Genomic DNA, 20105 nt, shown 5'->3' with positions numbered 1-20105 from the left:
TATAAGGATCGCGGGGGCTGGGGCCACCGCTGATGAGCCGATACTAGGAGCAATGCCGGGTGCTGAAAATTGATCAATTACCACAGCAGCGTTCGCCGATGGAGAACGCTACAAGGACAGCCTCAAGCCAGGCGAAGTTGGTCGATCAGGGTTTTCAGGGTCGGTGAAGCGGTGTCGTACCTCCTGAACGCCAACAGCAGCGAACGTTGCGCCCAGGGCTCGTCCAGGCTCACCGCCTTGAGCCTGTGGCTGTGCAGATACTGGTTGACCACGCTGCGCGGCAGCACCGCCAGCCCCAGTCCATTGGAGACCATCCGGCACATGCAATCGAAGCTGCTGATGCGGATCCTCAGCTTGAGCGCCATGCCCAGTTTCTCCGCTTCGCTGGTCAACAGTGTGTGCATCGAGCTCTCCAGGTGCGGGCCGACGAACTCGTATTCGAGCACTTCCCGGAAGTGGATCGACTTGCGCGCCGCCAGGGCATGCCCGGCCGGCACCACCAGGGCCAGCTCATCGTGGCGATAGGGACAGGTCTCCAGCCCCTGGGCCGAGGTCTGCACGGCAATGATGCCAAGGTCCGCCCTCCCGTCGGCGACCGCGCGGATCACGGCGGAACCGACCCGCTCCTCGATGTCGAACTTGATCTGTGGATACAGCGCGACGAAACGCGCGACATCGCCCGGCAGGAACTGCGACAGCGCCGAGGTAATGGCATGGATGCGGATATGGCCCTTCACCCCGGCGGCGTAGTCGCCCAGTTCATGGTCCAATTGTTCGATGGTCTGCTTCACTTGCCGCGCGTAGTACAGCAGCGACTGCCCGGCCGGCGTCAGGTCGACGCCGCGGGCATTACGAATCAGCAACGGTGAGCCGACCTGGGCCTCCAGCTCGGTGATGCGCTTGCTGATGGCTGATACAGCCAGGTGCTTGATCCGACCGGCCCGGGTCAGGTTGCGCTCCTCGGCCACGGTGATGAACAGATCCAGGCTGGTAATGTCGTATCGCACCTGTTGAAACCTCGCCGAGTGGGTGTGCGCGCGTTTTCTCACACCCCACTCGATTGGGAAAGGGTTTCGTCGCTACGAATCTCAGAAGTACTTGAGCCAGGTGATGTCCCGCCGCCGCTGCTTGAGCCGGGCGAACCAGCGTGTCGGGAAGAACAGCACGAAGCACAGCAGCACACTCAGCAGCCAGATGCTGGACAACTGGCTGAACGCATAGACCTCGCCCTCGGTCGCGCCCCAGATGGCCAATGCCGGCACGTACATCGCCTTCAGCACATACAGGTGCAACAGGTAGAAGAACATCGGCGCCCCGCCATAGAGCGCCAGGATGGCCACCGCCTTGTGCTGTTGCAGCCGCTCGAACAGCGCCAGCAGCAACAGGCCCACCCCGAGGGTCGGCAACAGGAACATCAGCGACGGCGGATACTTTCTCGCGCTGAGGAAGCTCATGAGCGTGCGCAGGCTATCGCCGGTGTGTACCCAGGGCGCATCGCCGTAGACGTTCAGGTAGCGGATCACTACGAAGGCCAGCAGCAGCCCGCCGCCGAGCTTCAACAGGCGCGCACGGCGCACCGCCGATTCGACGCTGCCGGCGAACCACGGGCCAAGGCTCCAGCCGAGCAGGATCACGCCGATCCACGGCAGCACCGGGTAGGTGGTGCGGGCACGGGTGTACTCGGTGAGCTGGATGAAGACCTTCTGGTGCAGCACCGACCAGGGGATGAAGAACGGCGACTCGGGCCCCAGCACCACACCGTCGAGCAGATTGTGCCCGCCGACGATCACCAGCCCGAGCAGCACCAGCCAGGCCCGCCGCAGGTGCAGCAGGCCGGCCAGCACGATCATGCAGATGCCGATACACCAGATCACCTGCAGCCACAGGGTCCGGGGTGGGAACTCGCCGTTCCAGGCGAAGCAGACCAGGGTCAGCTCCAGCAACACCAGGAACACCCCGCGCTTGAGCAGGAAGATCGAGGTTTCCCGGGCGCTGTGCTTCTGGCTGTAGAGAAAGGCCGACAGACCGGTGAGGAAGATGAACACCGGCGCACAGAGGGTGGCGAGCAAACGGGTGAAGAACAGGTCCGGCGCGACCGTCAGCGCATCGATCGGGTCGCTGACCTGGCGGTGCATGAAAAAAGTTTCACGAACATGGTCGACCACCATGCACAGCATGACAAAGCCACGCAGGGCATCGATGGCGGACAGACGGAGAGGGGAACCCGCCGATGAGGCAAGCGGCCCGGAAGTGGACGTCATGGCGATAGCTTATGGAGAGGAATGGGGCGGCCGAATCTAATTTCGATACGATATAACATCAATAAAAGAAACATCTTGAAACGCTTCTTCCGAGGCTTTCAGGCATCTCCTCCCAGGATCGCCCTCTCCGCCCTCCTCGCCTTTTGGCGGAAGCCACTGCAATAAAGCCCCTAAATCCGGTGCTTCTTGCTATCTTGTGCGCCGATTTAATAGCCAGCTATGCATTTTCTCTATTAGCCACCCCTTTCATAGTCAATTTTCTTTGCACGAGACAGGTTCCCGATGTCCGATCCCATTCATCTCAAGGATCACGAGACCGAAAAACGCCTGGTCAACAAGCGCCTGATCGCCTGCGGGCTACTGGTACTCGGCCTGGCTGGCGCCCTGGTGGGCCGCCTGTATTTCCTCCAGGTCGTCGAATTCAGCTACAACTCCACCGTTTCGGAGAACAACCGCGTTCATGTCCTGCCGATTCCACCGGAGCGCGGGATCATTTTCGACCGCAACGGTGAAGTGCTGGCCGACAACCAGCCCAGCTTCAACATGACCCTGACCCGCGAACGCGCCGGCAACGTCGCCCAGGTGCTGGATACGGTGATGAGCGTGCTCAACCTGCCGGAAGAAGACCGCACGGTGTTCGGCAAGGCACTCAAGCAGTCGCGCCACCCGTTCGAACCGGTGACCCTGCTCTACGAACTGACCGAACAGCAGATCGCCCTGCTGGCGGTGAATGAATTCAAGCTGCCGGGGATCGAGGTCGAGCCGCAGTTCGTCCGCCATTATCCGCTGGGCGACCACTTCGCCCACTCGGTGGGGTATGTCGGGCGGATCAACGAAAAGGAAATCAAGCAACTCGATCCGGTGGAGTACCGCGGCACCCAATCCATCGGCAAGACCGGCATCGAACGCTTCTATGAAAGCGAACTGCACGGCCACGTCGGCTACGAGGAAGTCGAGACCAACGCCCAGGGGCGGGTCATGCGGGTGCTCAAGCACACCGATCCGATTCCCGGCAAGAACATCGTCCTGAGCCTGGACATCAAGCTGCAGGAAGCCGCCGAAAATGCCCTGGGCGACCGCCGGGGCTCGGTGGTGGCAATCGATCCGAAGACCGGCGAGGTGCTGGCGATGGTCAGCAAGCCGAGCTTCGACCCCAACCTGTTCGTCACCGGCATCCGCGCCAAGGACTATTCGGCCCTGCGCGACTCCATCGACCGCCCGCTGTTCAACCGCGCGTTGCGCGGGCTCTATGCGCCGGGCTCGACGATCAAGCCGGAAGTGGCCATCGCCGGCCTCGACAGCGGCGTGATCTCGCCGACGACGCGGGTGTTCGACCCCGGTTATTTCCAGCTGCCGAACGTCGACCACAAGTACCGCAACTGGAACCACAGCGGTGACGGCTGGGTCGACCTGAACGCGGCGATCATGCGTTCCAACGACACCTACTTCTATGACCTGGCCAACAAGCTCGGCATCGACCGCCTGCATGAGTACCTGGACAAGTTCGGCCTCGGCCAGAAGGTTTCCCTGGACATGTTCGAAGAGTCCCCGGGGCTGATGCCCTCACGCGAATGGAAACGCGCCACCCGACGCCAGGCCTGGTTCCCGGGCGAAACGGTGATCCTCGGCATCGGCCAGGGCTACATGCAGGTCACGCCACTGCAACTGGCCCAGGCCACCACCCTGATCGCCAACAAGGGCGTGTGGAACCGCCCGCACCTGGCCCGGACCATCGGCCAGGTGCCGCCGGTGGACGAGCATCCGATCCCGAACCTGGTCCTGCGCGATTCGCGCGAATGGGAGCAGGTCAACTACGCCATGCAACTGGTGATGCACGACCCGCGCGGTATCGCCCGGGCGGCGGCGCAAGGTGCGCAATACCGGATCGCCGGCAAGAGTGGTACCGCGCAGGTGGTGGCGATCAAGCAGGGCGAGCGCTACGACCGCCTGAAGACCGCCGAGCGTCACCGCGACAACGCCCTGTTCGTTGGCTTCGCCCCGGCGGAAGACCCGCAGATCGTGATTTCGGTGATGATCGAGAACGGCGAGGCCGGTGGCCGGGTCGCCGGCCCGGTGGTGCGCGAGATCCTTGACGCCTGGCTGCTGGACAAGGATGGCAAGCTCAAGCCGCAATATGCGCACCCGCTCAAGACGCATGAGGACCCCAAAGTCTGAGGTCATCCCATCTGTAGGAGCCGGCTTGCTGGCTCCTACAGGTGATCGAGTACGGCACAAGTCCTGTAGACGCCGGCAGTGCGCGTCAGTGGTTGGCCCCACGCCGGTAGAACGCCAACACCCCACCCAGCGTCATCAACAACCCGCCGGTCACCCGGTTGAACGCCCGCAGGTGCCCGCCCTGCAAACGGCTCAGCAACCGCGCACCACACAATGCGTAGAACAGCATGATGCTGACGTTGAGCAACGTCAGTACCACCGCCAGCGCTGCGTACTGCGGCAGTTGCGGCTGCGTGCTGTCGATGAACTGCGGCAGGAAGGCCGACATGAACAGCAACGCCTTGGGGTTGGTCAACGCCACCACGAAGCAGCGCACGAACAGCCCGGCACTACGGCTCGAGCCCTGCTGCACCGGCACCTCGGCCAGGGTCCCGCTCGAACGCAGCATTTTCCAGCCGAGCCACACCAGGTAACCCGCCCCCACCCACTTCACCGCCTGGAACAGCGTTTCGCTGGCCTGCAACAGGATGCCCAGGCCACAGGCCACCGCCGTGACCAGCACGGCATCGGCCAGCACCGCACCTGCCATGCCCCAGGCCGCCGCCCGCACACCGTGGTTGGAACCGTTGTGCAGGGCCAGCAGCACGGTCGGGCCAGGCATGGCGATGATCGCCGCGGAACTGATCAGGAACAGAAGCAACGTTGCCAACGTCATAAATGAAGGTCGCCTTGAAGATGAAAACCGGGCGTCATTCTGCGGCCTGAACCCCCGGCCTTCAACCGCGCCCTGCCGACCTGCCGTTTGTACTGGACGGGACTAAGATGTTTCGTGATAAAACAGCAGGAAGCACTGAAGCGTTTCAGCGTCCTTCCTTCCAGACAGGGTATTGCCTCATGACCGATCAGAAGCTGCTCGACTCACTGTTTCCCACCGCTGCGGACATTCCGGAAAAGTACCGCCTCGAGGGTCAACTGGAACAACGCGACTACCTGGTCGACGGCGCCTTGCGCACCTGGAACGGCCCGCTGGCGCAAGTACGCAGCCCGGTGTACCTGGCCGGTGCCAATGGCGACGAACAGGTGATACTCGGCAGCACCCCGCTGCTGGACGCCGAAACCGCCCTCACCGCCCTCGACGCGGCGGTTCGTGCCTATGACCGCGGCCAGGGCCAATGGCCGACGATGCGCGTGGCCGAGCGTATCCAACACGTCGAAGCCTTCCTGCGGCGCATGCGCGAACAGCGCGAGGTGGTGGTCAAGCTGCTGATGTGGGAAATCGGCAAGAACCTCAAGGACTCGGAGAAGGAGTTCGACCGCACCTGCGACTACATCGTCGATACCATCAACGCCCTCAAGGAACTGGACCGCCGCTCCAGCCGCTTCGAACTGGAGCAGGACACCCTTGGCCAGATCCGCCGCGCGCCGATGGGCGTGGCGCTGTGCATGGGCCCCTACAACTACCCGCTGAACGAGACCTTCACCACCCTGATCCCGGCGCTGATCATGGGCAACACCGTGGTGTTCAAGCCGGCCAAGCTCGGTGTGCTGCTGATCCGCCCCCTGCTCGAGGCCTTCCGCGACAGCTTCCCGGCCGGGGTGATCAACGTGATCTACGGCAGCGGCCGGGAAACCGTCAGCGCACTGATGGCCAGCGGCAAGATCGACATCTTCGCCTTCATCGGGACCAACAAGGCTGCCAGTGACCTGAAGAAGCTGCACCCGCGCCCTCACCGCCTGCGCGCGGCCCTGGGCCTGGATGCGAAGAACCCGGGGATCGTGCTGCCGCAGGTCGACCTCGACAATGCGGTCAACGAGTCGGTGACCGGTTCGCTGTCGTTCAACGGCCAGCGCTGCACCGCGCTGAAGATCCTCTTCGTGCACGAGGATGTGGTCGACAGCTTCATCGAGAAATTCAACCGCAAGGTGCAGAGCCTACTGCCCGGCATGCCCTGGGACAACGGCGTGGCGCTGACGCCGTTGCCGGAAGCGAGCAAGGTCGACTACCTGGGTGGCCTGGTGGCCGATGCCGTCGCCAAGGGTGCGCGGGTGGTCAACCCCGGCGGCGGCCAGACCCGCGCCTCGTTCTTCTATCCGGCAGTGCTGTACCCGGTGAATGCGCAGATGCGCGTGTACCAGGAGGAGCAGTTCGGCCCGGTGGTCCCGATCGTGCCCTACCGTGACCTGGAGACCGTGATCGACTACGTGCTGGAGTCGGACTTCGGCCAGCAGTTGAGTATCTTCGGTACGAACTCGGCCCAGGTCGGACGGCTGGTCGATACCTTCGCCAACCAGGTCGGTCGGATCAACATCAACGCCCAGTGCCAGCGCGGTCCGGACACCTACCCGTTCAACGGTCGCAAGAACTCCGCCGAGGGCACCCTCTCGGTCCACGACGCCCTAAGGGTGTTCTCGATCCGTACGCTGGTGGCGACCAAGTTCCAGGAGAGCAACAAGACGCTGGTCAGCGACATCATCCGCAATCGCGAGTCGAGTTTCCTGACCACCGACTACATCTTCTGAGTCAGAGAAACAGGTACACCGCGAGCAATACCAGTGACACTACCAGCAGGGCTTCCCCGAACAGTTCGAGGGAGCCTTCGCGCTCCGGACCATAGCTCCAGCTGACGCTCGGCTGGCGCGTGGCCCAGCGCCGCTGTGGTCGCCTGTCGAAATGCCCCAAGGCCCAGATGGCCGCCCCGATGGCGCCGAGTTCGAGCGCGATGATCAGGAAAAATGTCATACCGCTGTCCTTTTCAGGTCGGATAATCAAGACATTAGGGGCCTGCCGGAGAAAAACGTTCGTCCTGGAGCAGCTTTTTTTTACCGACCGCCCTGATGTCCTCACATCCTCCAGCGCGCACTGTTCTATCATTACCCCCTGGCTCCTTCGGCCATCGCTCCCGCCCATTCTCACAAGAACCTCATGCCACGTATCGACCTCCGCCGATTGATCCTGCTGCTCTCGCTTGCCGTTGTCACCCTGACCGCCGGCAACCTCTTCTTCGCCAGTTACCAGACCCAGCGCAATTTCCTCATGGCCCAGACGCTGGAGGCCAACCGCATCTACGCAGTGAAACTCGCCAGCTCCACCGATGACTTCTTCAAGTCGAGCCAGCAGCAACTGGCCTTCAGTGCCAACCTGCTCGCGCCGATCTGGGACCAGCCGGAACAGCTTTGGCAGGAAGTGCATCGCCTGCGCCGACAGACCAACAGCTTCAATTCGGTGATCGTCATTCGCGCCGACGGCAAGATCATCGCCTCCTCGCCCCTGTCGATGAACCTGACCGGAACCTTCTCCAACAGCGAGGGTTATCACCAGGCCAGCAAGGCACGCCAGCCTTTCATTTCCAGCCCCTACGTCGGGGCCAACAACCACTTGATGATCCAGATCACCCATCCGGTCTTCGACGACCATGGCAACTACCTGGGTTATCTCGGTGCGGGGATCTACCTCAATGAGCCGAACATCCTGCATTCGCTGCTGGGCGAGCACTATTACCGCGACGGGTCCTACCTCTATGTGGTCGATACCAAGGGCCAGCTGATCTACCACCAGGACCCGACGCGAATCGGCGATGTGATCAAGGGCAACCCGGCCATCGACGCGGTGATCGCCGGCGAAACCGGCAGCCTGCGCCTGCACAACTCCAAGGGTATCGACATGCTCACCGGCTATGCGCCGGTGAACCGGATCGGCTGGGGCGTGATCAGCCAGCGGCCCACCGACATCACCCTCGAAGGCCTGCAACGGCTGATGCTGGAGGTCGCCGGTTATGCCGTGCCGCTGTTGCTGCTGTCATTGCTGGGCATCTGGTGGATTTCGACGCTGATCACCCGGCCTCTCTGGCAACTGGCCAACTCGACCCAGCACTGGGGCTCCTCGAGTGCCGCCCAGTCGGTGAGCAAGGTCAGGGCCTGGTACTACGAAGCCGCACAGTTGAAATTCGCCATGCAGAAGGCGCTGATGTCCCTGCACCAGCAACTGGGCCGGCTCAACCTGGAGAACGTCACCGACTCGCTCACCGGCCTGACCAACCGTCGTGGCATGCAACTGATCCTCAAGGACTGGGAAAGCCATCGCCAGCAGTTCTCGGTACTGGCCGTGGACATCGACCACTTCAAGCAGGTCAACGACAGCTACGGGCACAGTGCCGGTGACCTGGTGCTGCAACACGTGGCCCAGCAGATGCGCCGGCTTTCGCGGGAAAGCGACGTACTCTGCCGCCAGGGCGGCGAGGAATTCCTCATGCTGCTACCCGCCACCCCGCTGAACCAGGCGCTGCAGGTGGCCGAACGGCTGCGTGGAGCGATGGCCTATACCGAAAGCCCGAACGGCATCCCGGTCACCGTGTCCGTGGGCGTCACCGACTGGCCGCGCGAAGGTGAAACCGTCGCCCAGGCCCTCAAGGAAGCCGACCTGGCGCTGTACCGGGCCAAGGGCAAGGGACGCAATCGCGTCGAACCCGTGCCGCCGACCACCACGACCGGGTAGACTGCTCAACGATGACGGACACCGGGCCTGCTAGCGCGGGTCCGCCGTCCCAGGTTCCGAACACCCGACGATTTCGGGGATTTCCCGCGAGACTTTCCGCCAGCATGACTTTCAATTTCGACACCCTGCTCGATCGTCGCCACACCGGCAGCACCAAGTGGAGCCGCTACCCTGCCGATGTCCTGCCCATGTGGGTGGCGGACATGGACCTGCCGGTCGCCAACGAGATCACCCAGGCCCTGCACAAGCGCCTCGAACACCCGCAACTGGGCTACAGCGTGGCCCAGGACGCCCTGCGCGAAGCCATCGTCGCCGACCTATGGAACAAGTACGCCTGGCGGATCGAACCCCAGGACCTGGTGTTCCTGCCGGGCGTCGAGCCGGGTTTCAACATGGCCCTGCGCGCGTTCGTAGAACCGGGTCGCAACGTCGTGGTGCAGACCCCGAACTACCGACCACTGCGCCTGGCGCCAGGGAACTGGGAACTGCCGAAGGTCGAACTGCCCTTCGAGCGTGACGCCCAGGGCAACTACGTCACCCCCATCGCCGCCTTGCGCGACAGCCTGCAGGACGGTGGCGCACTACTGCTGAGCAACCCGCACAACCCGCTGGGCAAGGTCTTCCCCCGGGAGGAACTGCAACAGGTGGCCGAGGCCTGCCTGGAAAGTGGCGCGCTGATCATCTCCGACGAAATCCATGCCGACCTCTGCTACGACGGGCGCCGCCACGTCCCAACCGCCTCCCTGGGAACGGAGATCGCCCGGCGCACCATTACCCTGATGTCGGCGAGCAAGGCCTACAACATCGCCGGCCTGAAGACCGCCTACGCAATCATCCAGGACCCGGTCGTGCGGGAACGCTTCAACGCTGCCCGCGGCGGCATGGTCGACAGTGTCAACGCGCTCGGCCTGGAGGCCACGACGACCGCCTACCGTGAGTGCGGTGCCTGGCTCAAGGCGCTGGTGGAATACCTGCAGGGCAACCGCGACTACCTGCAGCACGCGGTACAGACCCGCCTGCCGGGCGTGGTCATGCAACCGGCCCAGGGCACCTACCTGGCCTGGCTCGACTGCAGTGCATTGGGGTTGGAGGATCCGTACCAGTTCTTCCTGGACAAGGCCAAGGTCGGCCTGAGTGCGGGTATCGAGTTTGCCGATGATGCCCGCCAGTTCGTCCGCCTGAACTTCGGCTGCCCGCGGGCCTTGCTCGAGGAAGGGATCAGCCGGATGGAGAACAGCCTGCGCCAGCGCTGAAGGCCCTGCTGTGGGAGCCGGGCAAGACCGGCTCCCACAGGGGCGGCGGGATCAGAACTCGTCGGCAACCGACTCGAGGATCTTGCCCATCAGGTACACGGTGGTACGCGCCACCTGTTTCACCGCTTCCTTCTCCTCGTCGGTTTCCACCCAGCGATCGATGGCCGCATTGACCTCCTCGGAGTGCTTGGCGTCGATGATCGCGTGGGCGACGAAGAAGGTCATCTGCTTGTCGGTCAGCTTCAGGCTGTTCTTGCAGATGTCCATCATCGGTTCGAGGTGCTCATAGGAGTCCTCGGCCCAGAAGCTGTAGCCCAGGCGCGGAATGATGCCGCGACAGACCGAGACATAGTCCAGGTAGCCGTAGAAGGCCTCGGTGGCCGGCAGCATCGGCTTCTCGAACTCGGCCGGGTCCACGCCGATGGCGATCAGGTCGTTGTAGGCCATGTTTTCATGGCCCAGCTCTTCCAGCGCATGCTTCATGGCGAAACGCAGCAGGCCGACCTTCTTGTGGTCCTGGTTCCAGCAGGCCACCGCCTGGTTGATCGCGTTGTTCTTGGTGTAGTGATACACCTGCACGATCGACTTGATGTACAGCTCGCGCTGCAACTCGGGGCGCTTCATCATCTGAAAGAAACGCCCGGCCTTGATCTTGGCCCATTCGGCGTCGCAAACGGCCTTCAGCTCGGTTCGAAACTCAGTCATTTCACTCTCTCCCTGGTGGTTTATGAATCGCTTCTGACATTTGTCATGAATTACAGGCGCAATACGGACTTGATGATGTACATGAACTTGGAGAAGAACCCGAGACCTTCGATAGTGTCCCAATGCTCCATCAGCACACCATTCTCCACGCGATAGATATCGATCACCTTGTACTTCACGGTAAAGAACCGATGTTTCGCCCAGTGCGTGGCATAGAGGAAAACATAGTCGCCTTCGGCACACACCTGCTTGATATGGGTTCCGGACTCTGGAAAGGTCTTGAAGAACTGCGCAAAATACTTCTTGAAACCTTCACGACGTGGCGGAATGAATACATTGTTATGCTGCACATAGTTCTCGGCAATCAATGTATCGGCGACCGCCAGCTCACGCTGGGCAAACATGCGTTCATAGAACTCGATAACCACGGCCTTGTTCTGGGCTTCCATCTGACATCAACCTCGATAGTGTCGTTTTATTGTGTTTTTCAAACCGCCAGCACCTGGCGGGTAGCACGCGCGGCCAGGGTATGGCGCATCAGCGCATCGATGTCCCGAAGATCCGCCGGAAACTGTTCCAGGCCGAAATAGGTCGTCACCGACGGCAGCAGTTCACCCTTGTACAGGGCGTAGTAGTGATCACCACGAGCCGGGATCTGGAACAGGATGCCGTCCTGGTCGAACACCGAACTGTCGAATTTCGGCGCCAGGCGTGGCTTCACATAGGTGATGAAGGTCTTGTAGCCACCCAGCAGGGCCACCAGCGAAGCGCCGGTCATGGCCAGGGCGGTGACCACGTTCTTCACCGGTGCATGCTTGTCGACGATCAGCCGGGAGAGCTCGACGCACTCGTTCTCGTAGCCCGGGCCGGAGAACTGCAGCAGGCGCTGGTGATCGATGTACTCGCCGGATTCGTGAGGAAACGGCGTAATACGCTGGGTACCAATGATCTCGCCATCGTAATAACAGGCAAAGACATAGGAACGGGAGTCATACTCGTCGAGACAGACTGTTTCATCGACCGAGTCACCGAACAGGGTACGGTAATACACCTTGCGCTGGCCATATAACCGATAACGGGCGCGCGACAACTCGGAAAACTGTTCAGGTGTTACAACCTGCCTGACCTTGACCTTGTCGGATTGGCAATGTTCCTGCAGTACCGAATCATAAAAGGCATGAATCGCCGCACCGGCCGAATCATCTTTCACCAGTTGCATGGTAGTAAACGGCAATACCGATTTGTTACTTCCGTATGACGACATGAGACGCTCCCTTATTATTATGTTTCGTATATTTTCTCTCGACCAGACACACGACACGGAACCCATGAATCCACTCATGAGTTCACCTCTTGCATACGCATATTGTTCAAAAGCTCCCGTGCAGGAGCCGACCGGCTGGCGATGGAGGCCAGCAGGCAACAATCGATAGACAGAACACTGCGCCGCAGCCGACGACTCCCCAGTCGGCGGCTACACGCTACATTTTGCTCAGCGTTGTTCCAGGGCCGAACGAATCAGCTCGGCACGCTCACCCAGCACCTGCGGGTTGGCCATGGGAATATCGCCGTGCGCGAGGTCGAAGCCATCGCCGACGAATCGCGCGATCACATGCAGGTGGGCATGGCCGACCGTCTGGCCGGCCACGGCGCCATCGCACAACAGCAGGTTGATGCCCTCGCAAGGCTGTCCATCGAGTTGCAGGCCGCTGTTGCGCAATGCATCAGCCACGCGCTGTGCGACCAGCATCACATGGCCAGCAATGGCAGGAGGAACTTCACTCAGGCCACTGGCGTGGGCCTTGGGAATGACCAGCACGTGACCGGGCGTGATCGGCTGGATGGAAAGAAAGGCCAGGCACTGCTCGTCTTCATGGACGATGCTCGCAGGTGCCAGCTTGGCGACGATTGCACAGAAAATGCAGTTCACGGGTTAGCTCCCTCTAATTGTTATGTGCAGGCCCGCTGGAGGGGGTTGCCCCGGGGCTTGCTACAGGCTGAATTCCATTACAGACCCATACCGCTGATCGAACAGCTTGCGGCGAAAATACGCTGACGCTTGAACGGCTGTACACGCCAGTTTTGAAATTTTTTGTATCCGGCGCCCCCGAAAAACAGCTAAGGCGCTGATTTGTTTTCAGAAAACCCTTCAAAAAATATCGACTGCCCTTGCGCCGCAGCCCCAAAAAAAAACCGGAGCCCTCGCGGACTCCGGATTCTTCAACGCCACGGGAGCCTCAGCCCACCGCCCGGCGTGATCTCACGCCAGTTTTTTCAGGCGTGGCCTGGCCTTGGGAAAATAGGGCCGCCTCAACAACCCACTCGGTGCCGGCTGGCTGGTCCGAGTCGAAGCCTCCTGCACGGGCGCCTCCCCCCCGAAATCGGCGGCATAGGGCGTCTGCCCGCAGCGCAGCAGATTGTTGATCGGGAACTCATCGCCATTGTCTTCCATGTATGCCTTTTTCATTCGGCCACTCCTTTCCAAGGTTGATCACCGCCGGCCGGCTGCCGGCGCCTCAAAAACCTTGAGCGTAGACCAGTCAGGGCAATGCGCAGGCTCTGTTGCAAGGTTCCGACGAATGACCGGTCGGTCACGGAAATCCTTGCAGCCGTTCCTCGGTGGCTACACTGCCTCCTCAGGCGAGCCGCTGCGTCAGGCGGCGGAAGGCCTCCAGCACCTGCCGGGGTTTTTCCAGCATCAACTGGTGCCCGCACGCCTCCAGCACCTCGAAGCCGGCGTCGGGCAACTGCCGGGCCAGGGCCTCGCCGCCACTGGCCGGGGTCAACCCGTCGCTGTCGCCGGAGACCACCTCGATCGGCAGCCGGAGGCTCGCCAGGTGGCCGGCGTCCGGCCATTGCACACCTTCGAGCAGTCCCTTGAACACATACAGCCGGTTGTTCTCGGTAACCTTCTCCTCATAGGCGACCAGTTGCCGATCGGCCGCGGCGTGCCAGGCACGCTGGCGAAAGCCCTTGGCCAACACCGGACGGATCAGCTCCAGCACCCAGGCCGGCAACGCCATCAGCCCGCCGCGACTCAACGGCCGGTGCAGTTGCGAGCCCAGCAACAGCGCGCCACTGACCGCCTGCGATTGCAACAACGTGCTCATCGACAGGCCGGTGCCGAAGGAATGCGCGACGATCAGGTTGCGCCGGCCACCGAAGCGCCGCAGCAGCGCCTGGTAGTCGGCCACCAGCTCGGCCCAGGCATAGGCCGCCGACCGGCGCGGCTTGTCGCTGCCGCCATGGCCGAGCAGATCCCAGGCCACCAGGCTGTAGCCTTCTTCGCCCAGCGCCTGCCACTGATGGCGCCACTGGTCCTTGTTGCCGCCGGCACCGTGGCAGAAGAACACCACGGTGTCGGCCTGCGCCTGGCCGGGCCGGTGCGCCACACTCAAGCGGCGGCCCGGGCGGATTTCGAGCAGTTCACCGCGCACTCGCGGCAGCTCAACGGAGGAAAAAGCTTCAGCCATGGGCTGTGGCTCCTGTCGGATGGATAGGAATGGCGCTCACCAGGCGCCCTCGCGGGTGGCGGCCGGGGATATCGGCTCAGCGACTCGCGGCGACGCCCCGAGCAAGGTCCGGGTGTAGGCCTGTTGCGGTTCGGCGAACAGCCGCGCGGTCTCGCCCTGCTCGACGATCCGCCCGCCCTGCATCACGGCGATGCGATCGCACAGCCGCGCCGCCACCCGCAGGTCATGGGTGATGAACACGATGCTCAGCCCCAGGCGCCGTTGCAGGTCTTCCAGCAGTTCGAGTATCTGCACCTGGATCAATGCATCCAGTGCCGATACGCATTCGTCGGCAATCAGGATCTTCGGCCGCACCGCCAGGGCCCGGGCAATGCCGATGCGCTGGCGCTGGCCGCCGGAGAACTCATGGGGGTAACGCTCGAAGGCGGTCGACGGCAGGCCGACCAGTTCCAGTACCTCCCGGGCACGACGCTGCGCCTCGTGGGCCGCAACACCCTGGGCCAGCGGCCCGGTCATGACGATCTGGCCCACAGGCTGGCGTGGATTGAGCGAGGCGAACGGGTCCTGGAAGATCATCTGGATCTCGCCGCGCAGCGGCCGCAGCCGGCGCTGGGACAACGTTGCCACCTCGCGCCCCTGCCATTGCAGGTGCCCGCTATCCGGTTGCAGCAGGCGCACCAGGCAACGCCCGAGGGTCGACTTGCCGGAACCGGACTCGCCGACGATGCCCAGGGTCTCGCCTTCACGCAGGTGCAGGTCGACCCCGGCCAGGGCGCGATTGGCGCGCTTGCGCCACCAGACGCCGTGCCGGGTGTAGGCCTTCTCCAACTGCCGCGCCGCCAGCACCGTCGGTGCCTGCGCCAGCGTCGGACGCGCTGCCGGCGGGCTGGCCGAGGCAGCCGACAACAGGCGCCGGGTGTACTCCGCCTTCGGCGCCTGCAGCACCTGGCGAGCACTGCCCTGCTCGACCAAATGGCCTTTCTCCAGCACCAGCACGCGGTCGGCAATCGCCTGGACCACGGCAAAATCGTGAGTGATGAACAGCACCGCCATGCCCTTGTCGCGCTGGATACGCCGCAGCAGCTCGAGGATCTGCGCCTGGGTGGTCACATCCAGCGCCGAGGTCGGCTCGTCGGCGATCAGCAGGGCCGGATCGAACGCCAGCGCCATGGCGATCACCACCCGCTGGCGCTGGCCACCGGACAATTCGAAAGGATAGGCATGCCGCAGCCGCTCCGGGTCCGGCAGGCCAACGTAACCGAGCAGGTCCAGCACCCGCCGGCGACGACTCGCCGCCGCCTTCATACCATGCGCCGCGAGGGTTTCATCGATCTGTCGGCCGATGCTCAGCAACGGATTGAGCGCACTCATCGGTTCCTGAAAGACCATGCTGATGTCGCGTCCGCGCAGCTGGCGCATGGCCGATTCGTCGAGCCCGGCCAGGTCCTCGCCACGCCAGCGAATGCGCCCGCTCTCCAGTGTCAGCGTCTGCGGCAACATCCGCAGCAGCGCCTTGGCCAGCATCGACTTGCCCGAACCGGACTCGCCGACTACACAGAGCAGTTCGCCGCGTTCCAACTGCAGTGACAGGTCGTACAGCGCATGGCTGCGATCGGCACCGGGGGGCAAGGCGATGCGCAGGTGTTCGATACTCAGCAAGGGGATTTGACTGTCGGTCATGAGGCGACTCCTGGTTGCCGCAGCGGCTCGCAGGCCACCCGCAGGCCCTCACCGACGCGGTTCACCGCCAGCACGCTGAGCAGGATCGCCAGGCCCGGCCACAGGCTCATCCACCAGGCATCGCGCAGCAACCCACGGGAGGCATTGATCATGTAGCCCCAACTCATCGCCTCGGGGTCGCCGAGACCGAGAAAGGCCAGGGCCGCTTCGGTGAGAATCGCGGTGGCCATGACGAAGGTCAGGGTCACCAGCAGCGGTGCCAGGGCATTGGGCAGGATCTGGCGGAAGATGATCGCCGTCGACGACTGCCCGAGCACCCGTGCCGCCTGGACGAATTCGCGCTGGCGCAGGCTGAGGAATTCACTGCGTACCAGCCGTGCCACGGCCGGCCAGGCGACCAGGGCGATGGCCAGCACGATCGAACCCAGTGACGGTTCGAGCACCGCCACCAGGATCACCGCCAGCACCAGTTGCGGGACGATCTGGAAGAACTCGGCGAGGCGCATCAGCACACCGTCGAGCCAGCCCCCGAAATAACCGGCCAGGGCACCGACCACGGCCCCCACCAGCAAGGTCGCCAGGCTGGCCAGCGAGGCCACCGCCAGGGACACCCGCGCGCCGTACAACAGGCCACTGCCCAGGTCGCGGCCGAGCATATCGCTGCCCAGCCAGTGCGCCGAATCGTGGAACGGCGCGAGCATGGGCGGGCTGTTCATCTCCCACGGCAGGCTGTCGGTCAGCCAGGGGGCCGCCAGCGCCAGCAGGCCCAGTCCCGAGAGAAACAGCAACCCGGCCACCGCCGAGGGCTGGGCGAGGAAGCGCCGCCAAAAGGAATGACCGGCCATCAGTGCTGCCCTCCGGCGCCAATTCGTGGATCGAGCCAGCGACAGGCCAGGTCGGTCAGCAGGTTGAAACTCACCACCATCAGCGAAATTACCAGGAAGCCGCCCATCAGCACGCCGTAGTCGCGCTGAGCCAGTGCCTCGTACATCAAACGGCCGATCCCCGGCCAGGCGTAGACCACCTCGATCAGCAGAATACCGCTGGCCAACTGCCCCAGTTGCAGGCCGGCGAAGGTCACCACCGGCAACAGCGCATTGCGCAGCACATGGGCCCAGAGAATCCGGCGCGGTGAAAGGCCCTTGGCGTGGGCGGTGCGCACGTACTCCTGGCCGAGCGCTTCCAGGGTCGCGGCGCGAGTCAGGTGGATGTACAGCGCGAGAAACAGGAAGCTCAGCGACAGGCAGGGCAGCACCAGGTGGCGGAGCCGGTCGCCCCACCAGGCCAGGCCCTGATAGTTCGCGGCGACGGTTTCCATGCCGAAGGCCGGCAACCAGTCGAGGCTGACCGAGAACAGCAGGATCAGCAGCATCGCCAGCCAGAACGACGGGGTCGCATAGAGCAGCAGCGCGCCCTGGGAAATCAGTTGGTCGAGCCATGGCCGCCGTTCCCGGCTACGCGCCGCGAGCACACCAAGGGCGATGCCCGCCAGCGACGACACCAGGAAGGCCGAGCCCATCAGCGCCAGGGTCGCCGGCAAACGCTCGGCGATCAGCGACCAGACCGGTGCCTGGTTGCGATAGGAGTAGCCCAGGTCCAGCCGTGCGACGTGGCCGAGGTAGATCAGCAACTGCTGGGCCACCGGCTTGTCCAGGCCCATGTCCTGGCGCAGTTGCGCGATGTACTGCGCATCGTCGACTCCGGCCTCCCCGGCCAGCATCAACGCCGGGTCACCGGGTGCCAGGCGGATCAGCAGGAAGCTCAGCACCAGCACCCCGAGCACCATCGCCAGTGCCCGTAGCAGCCGCGAGCCGAGGAAGATCACCCCGCTCATGGCGTCGGCGCGTCGAGGTAGACGCTTTCGTCATCCTCGTTGAGGCTGGTGGCGGTCTGCAGCAGGTTCCTGACCTGGCTGTGATAGAGCGTCGGGTAGCGCATCTCGAAGATCGGCACGATCGGCAGGTCGGTGTTCAGGCGGTTCTCCAGCTGGCTGTAGGCCTCGCGCCGCGACTCGCCTTCCGGGGTGTTGGCGACCTTGCGCCACAGGGCATCCGCCTCCGGGCTGTCGTAGCCGCTGACGTTGGCGAACGGCGAGGTCTTGAGGATGTAGTCGGAGCGGTAGAGATAAGCGGTGGTCAGGTACGGGTCGCCCACCTGGAAGATGAAGTTGTAGGTCAGGTCGAAGTCCCAGTCGCTGACTCGCTGGAACCAGGTCGCGGCGTCCGAGGTAACCACCTGGACCTTGAAGCCCAGTGGCTGCAGGGCCTGCTTGGTGTATTCGGCGGCGCGCTCCCAGGCACCGCCCTTCTCGCCATTGAGCAGGCGGATGCGCACCGCGCCGACATCGACACCGGACTCGGCGATCAGCGCCTTGGCCTTCTTCAGGTCATAGCTGTACTGCGGCAGTTGCGGGTCGTGATACGGCGAGCTGGAGACGAAGGGCCCCTGGGCGACCTTGCCCGAGCCGAAGAAGATGTTGTCGACGATGAACGGCCGGTTCAGCGCATAGAGGATCGCCTGGCGCACCTTGGGATTGTTCAGCGGTGGCTTGCGGGTGTTGACCTGCAGGAAGGCCAGGCCGGAATACAGTTCCCAGCCCTGCTCCGAGGACTGCACGCCTGGCAGGCTGCCCAGGCGCTTGAGGTCGGAATAGTCGGCATCGCCGCTGCGCAGCACCTGCACGTCGCCCCGCTCGAAGGCGGCGGCCCGCGAGGACGCGTCGGGGATCACGTGGAAGACGATGCCATCCAGGTGCGGCAGGCCCTTTTTCCAGTAGTCGGGGTTCTTGCCCAACTTGATGTAGGCGCCACGCTTCCACTCCTGGAACACGAACGGGCCGGTACCGACCGGCTTCAGGTTATAGGGATTGTTGCGAAAATCGGTGCCTTCGTAGAGGTGCCTGGGCACCACCGGACGCAGGCCGCTGCCCAGCGACGAGAGCAGCGGCTCGAAGGGTTTCTTCAGGTGGAAGGTCACCTGCAGCGGGCCGTTGGCCTCGATGGACGCCACGAACTCGGTGAAGACACCACCGAGGCGCTTGTCCACTTCCGGGTAAAAGGTCTGGAAGCTGAACACCACGTCGTCCGCGGTGAACGGCTGGCCGTCGTGCCAGCGTACGCCGTCCTGCAGTTCGAAGGTGTAGGTCAGGCCATCGGCGGAGACGGTCCAGCTCTTGGCCAGTACCGGCTTGGGTTGCAGGTGGGTATCGTAGGTCAGCAGGCCCTGGAGGATCTTGCCACTGACATACTGGGTCGAGACATGCGAGACCACGCCGTGCATCAGCGACGGCGGTTCCGGCTGGGCCACCAGGTTCAACACGCCGCCATCGCGGGGCTGGGCCTGTACGCTGCCGGCCAGGATCAGCGCACTGGCGGCCAGGCCGAACAGGGCCCGGCGCAGCGGCCGGGTGCGAGACGAAGGGGTCGGGGAGAAATCAGGCATGGGGGCTCCGCAGGAAAGATTCGGCAGGCGCGGCACGGCAGGTGCGAGCGACCCTTTCCAGCGATTTAGCAAGGCCTGTGCCAGTGCCTTTGCGCCTGCATTTGCGAGGCCTGGCTCGGTAATCGACTGATGAAAAATCCACAACCCGCGCCCGGCACTGTGGAAAAAGCAGCACCCGACATGAACCGAGCCATCCGGCCAGATGACCATTTGTGGCGAGCGGGCTTGCCCGCGCTGGGCTGCAGAGCCGCCCCTAGGCTTGATCGTTCCCACGGCCCCGTGGAAACGCCGCCCAAGACGCTCGGAGTCCGCCCCGGCGACGCCGAGCGTCTTGGGCTGCATTCCCACGCGGAGCGTGGGAACGATCGGAATCCACAACCCGCGCCCGGCACTGTGGAAAAAGCAGAACCCGATATGAGCCGAGCCATCCGGCTAGATGACCATTGTGGCGAGCGGGCTTGCCCGCGCTGGGCTGCAGAGCAGCCCCTAGGCTTGATTGCTCCCATGGCCCCCGTGGAAACGCCGCCCAAGACGCTCGAGTCCGCCCCGGCGACGCCGAGCGTCTTGGGCGGCATTCCCACGCGGAGCGTGGGAACGATCGGACTGTGTTTTTCGCCCCTGGCAC

Annotated in this window: 18 protein-coding genes; 4 read left to right on the top strand and 14 right to left on the bottom strand. The window is 63.5% G+C overall.

The window, feature by feature from the left end; translation table 11 throughout:
* Positions 1-122: 122 nt before the first annotated feature.
* Together HU752_RS12255 and HU752_RS12250 are read right to left on the bottom strand one after the other, a co-directional pair.
* Positions 123-1007 (bottom strand): LysR substrate-binding domain-containing protein, encoded by an 885-nt coding sequence (locus tag HU752_RS12255; protein ID WP_186680318.1) that lies wholly within the window; start codon positions 1005-1007, stop codon positions 123-125.
* A gap of 81 nt (positions 1008-1088) precedes the next feature.
* Complete coding sequence (locus HU752_RS12250; RefSeq protein WP_186680320.1) at positions 1089-2261, bottom strand: acetyltransferase domain-containing protein; 1173 nt, start codon at positions 2259-2261, stop codon at positions 1089-1091.
* Between the two features lie 282 nt (positions 2262-2543).
* Between HU752_RS12250 and mrdA the strand changes: the two genes are divergently transcribed.
* Positions 2544-4436 (top strand): penicillin-binding protein 2, encoded by a 1893-nt coding sequence (gene mrdA, locus HU752_RS12245; RefSeq protein WP_186680323.1) that lies wholly within the window; start codon positions 2544-2546, stop codon positions 4434-4436.
* Between the two features lie 85 nt (positions 4437-4521).
* Here mrdA and HU752_RS12240 read toward each other — a convergent pair whose 3' ends face one another.
* Entirely contained in the window at positions 4522-5151 is a 630-nt protein-coding gene (locus tag HU752_RS12240; RefSeq protein ID WP_186680326.1) for a LysE family translocator, read from the bottom strand.
* A gap of 179 nt (positions 5152-5330) precedes the next feature.
* Between HU752_RS12240 and HU752_RS12235 the strand changes: the two genes are divergently transcribed.
* Positions 5331-6956 (top strand): NADP-dependent glyceraldehyde-3-phosphate dehydrogenase, encoded by a 1626-nt coding sequence (locus HU752_RS12235; protein WP_186680329.1) that lies wholly within the window; start codon positions 5331-5333, stop codon positions 6954-6956.
* Position 6957: 1 nt separating this feature from the next.
* Here the strand turns inward: HU752_RS12235 and HU752_RS12230 are convergent, their stop codons facing one another.
* On the bottom strand, positions 6958-7176 hold the full coding sequence (locus tag HU752_RS12230) for a hypothetical protein (protein WP_186680331.1): 219 nt from the start codon (positions 7174-7176) through the stop codon (positions 6958-6960).
* A 183-nt stretch (positions 7177-7359) separates the two neighbouring features.
* Here HU752_RS12230 and HU752_RS12225 point away from each other — a divergent pair, with 183 nt between their 5' ends.
* Both HU752_RS12225 and HU752_RS12220 read left to right on the top strand, forming a co-directional pair.
* Positions 7360-8928 (top strand): sensor domain-containing diguanylate cyclase, encoded by a 1569-nt coding sequence (locus HU752_RS12225; protein ID WP_186680334.1) that lies wholly within the window; start codon positions 7360-7362, stop codon positions 8926-8928.
* A 104-nt stretch (positions 8929-9032) separates the two neighbouring features.
* Positions 9033-10181: a MalY/PatB family protein gene (locus HU752_RS12220; protein ID WP_186680337.1), complete on the top strand. Its 1149-nt coding sequence runs from the start codon at positions 9033-9035 to the stop codon at positions 10179-10181.
* Between the two features lie 51 nt (positions 10182-10232).
* On the opposite strand, the gene HU752_RS12215 is transcribed toward HU752_RS12220, so the two are convergent.
* The 10 genes from HU752_RS12215 to HU752_RS12170 all read right to left on the bottom strand — a co-directional run bounded on the left by HU752_RS12215 (position 10233) and on the right by HU752_RS12170 (position 19480).
* Complete coding sequence (locus HU752_RS12215) at positions 10233-10886, bottom strand: iron-containing redox enzyme family protein (RefSeq protein ID WP_186680340.1); 654 nt, start codon at positions 10884-10886, stop codon at positions 10233-10235.
* Positions 10887-10936: 50 nt separating this feature from the next.
* A complete protein-coding gene (locus HU752_RS12210; protein WP_010452204.1) occupies positions 10937-11335 on the bottom strand; it encodes a nuclear transport factor 2 family protein in 399 nt (132 codons plus the stop codon).
* Between the two features lie 38 nt (positions 11336-11373).
* Complete coding sequence (locus tag HU752_RS12205) at positions 11374-12150, bottom strand: N-acyl amino acid synthase FeeM domain-containing protein (RefSeq protein WP_225920127.1); 777 nt, start codon at positions 12148-12150, stop codon at positions 11374-11376.
* 228 nt (positions 12151-12378) lie between these two features.
* Positions 12379-12816, bottom strand: coding sequence for an HIT family protein (locus HU752_RS12200; protein WP_186680342.1), 438 nt, complete (start codon positions 12814-12816; stop codon positions 12379-12381).
* Between the two features lie 330 nt (positions 12817-13146).
* On the bottom strand, positions 13147-13353 hold the full coding sequence (locus HU752_RS12195) for a hypothetical protein (RefSeq protein ID WP_186680345.1): 207 nt from the start codon (positions 13351-13353) through the stop codon (positions 13147-13149).
* A gap of 169 nt (positions 13354-13522) precedes the next feature.
* Complete coding sequence (locus HU752_RS12190) at positions 13523-14359, bottom strand: alpha/beta fold hydrolase (RefSeq protein ID WP_186680348.1); 837 nt, start codon at positions 14357-14359, stop codon at positions 13523-13525.
* A 36-nt stretch (positions 14360-14395) separates the two neighbouring features.
* Positions 14396-16039, bottom strand: coding sequence for a dipeptide ABC transporter ATP-binding protein (locus HU752_RS12185; RefSeq protein ID WP_186680350.1), 1644 nt, complete (start codon positions 16037-16039; stop codon positions 14396-14398).
* A complete protein-coding gene (locus tag HU752_RS12180; RefSeq protein ID WP_186680353.1) occupies positions 16036-16884 on the bottom strand; it encodes an ABC transporter permease in 849 nt (282 codons plus the stop codon). Before HU752_RS12180 ends, HU752_RS12185 begins: the two co-directional genes overlap by 4 nt.
* A complete protein-coding gene (locus tag HU752_RS12175; RefSeq protein WP_186680355.1) occupies positions 16884-17873 on the bottom strand; it encodes an ABC transporter permease in 990 nt (329 codons plus the stop codon). Before HU752_RS12175 ends, HU752_RS12180 begins: the two co-directional genes overlap by 1 nt.
* On the bottom strand, positions 17870-19480 hold the full coding sequence (locus tag HU752_RS12170; RefSeq protein ID WP_186680358.1) for an ABC transporter substrate-binding protein: 1611 nt from the start codon (positions 19478-19480) through the stop codon (positions 17870-17872). Before HU752_RS12170 ends, HU752_RS12175 begins: the two co-directional genes overlap by 4 nt.
* Positions 19481-20105: the final 625 nt, after the last annotated feature.

It is taken from the genome of Pseudomonas vanderleydeniana (assembly GCF_014268755.2).
In the GTDB taxonomy this organism is placed as follows: domain Bacteria; phylum Pseudomonadota; class Gammaproteobacteria; order Pseudomonadales; family Pseudomonadaceae; genus Aquipseudomonas; species Aquipseudomonas vanderleydeniana.
Note: the sequence above shows the minus strand (reverse complement) of the source record. Positions and strands in the feature narration are given on the sequence as shown.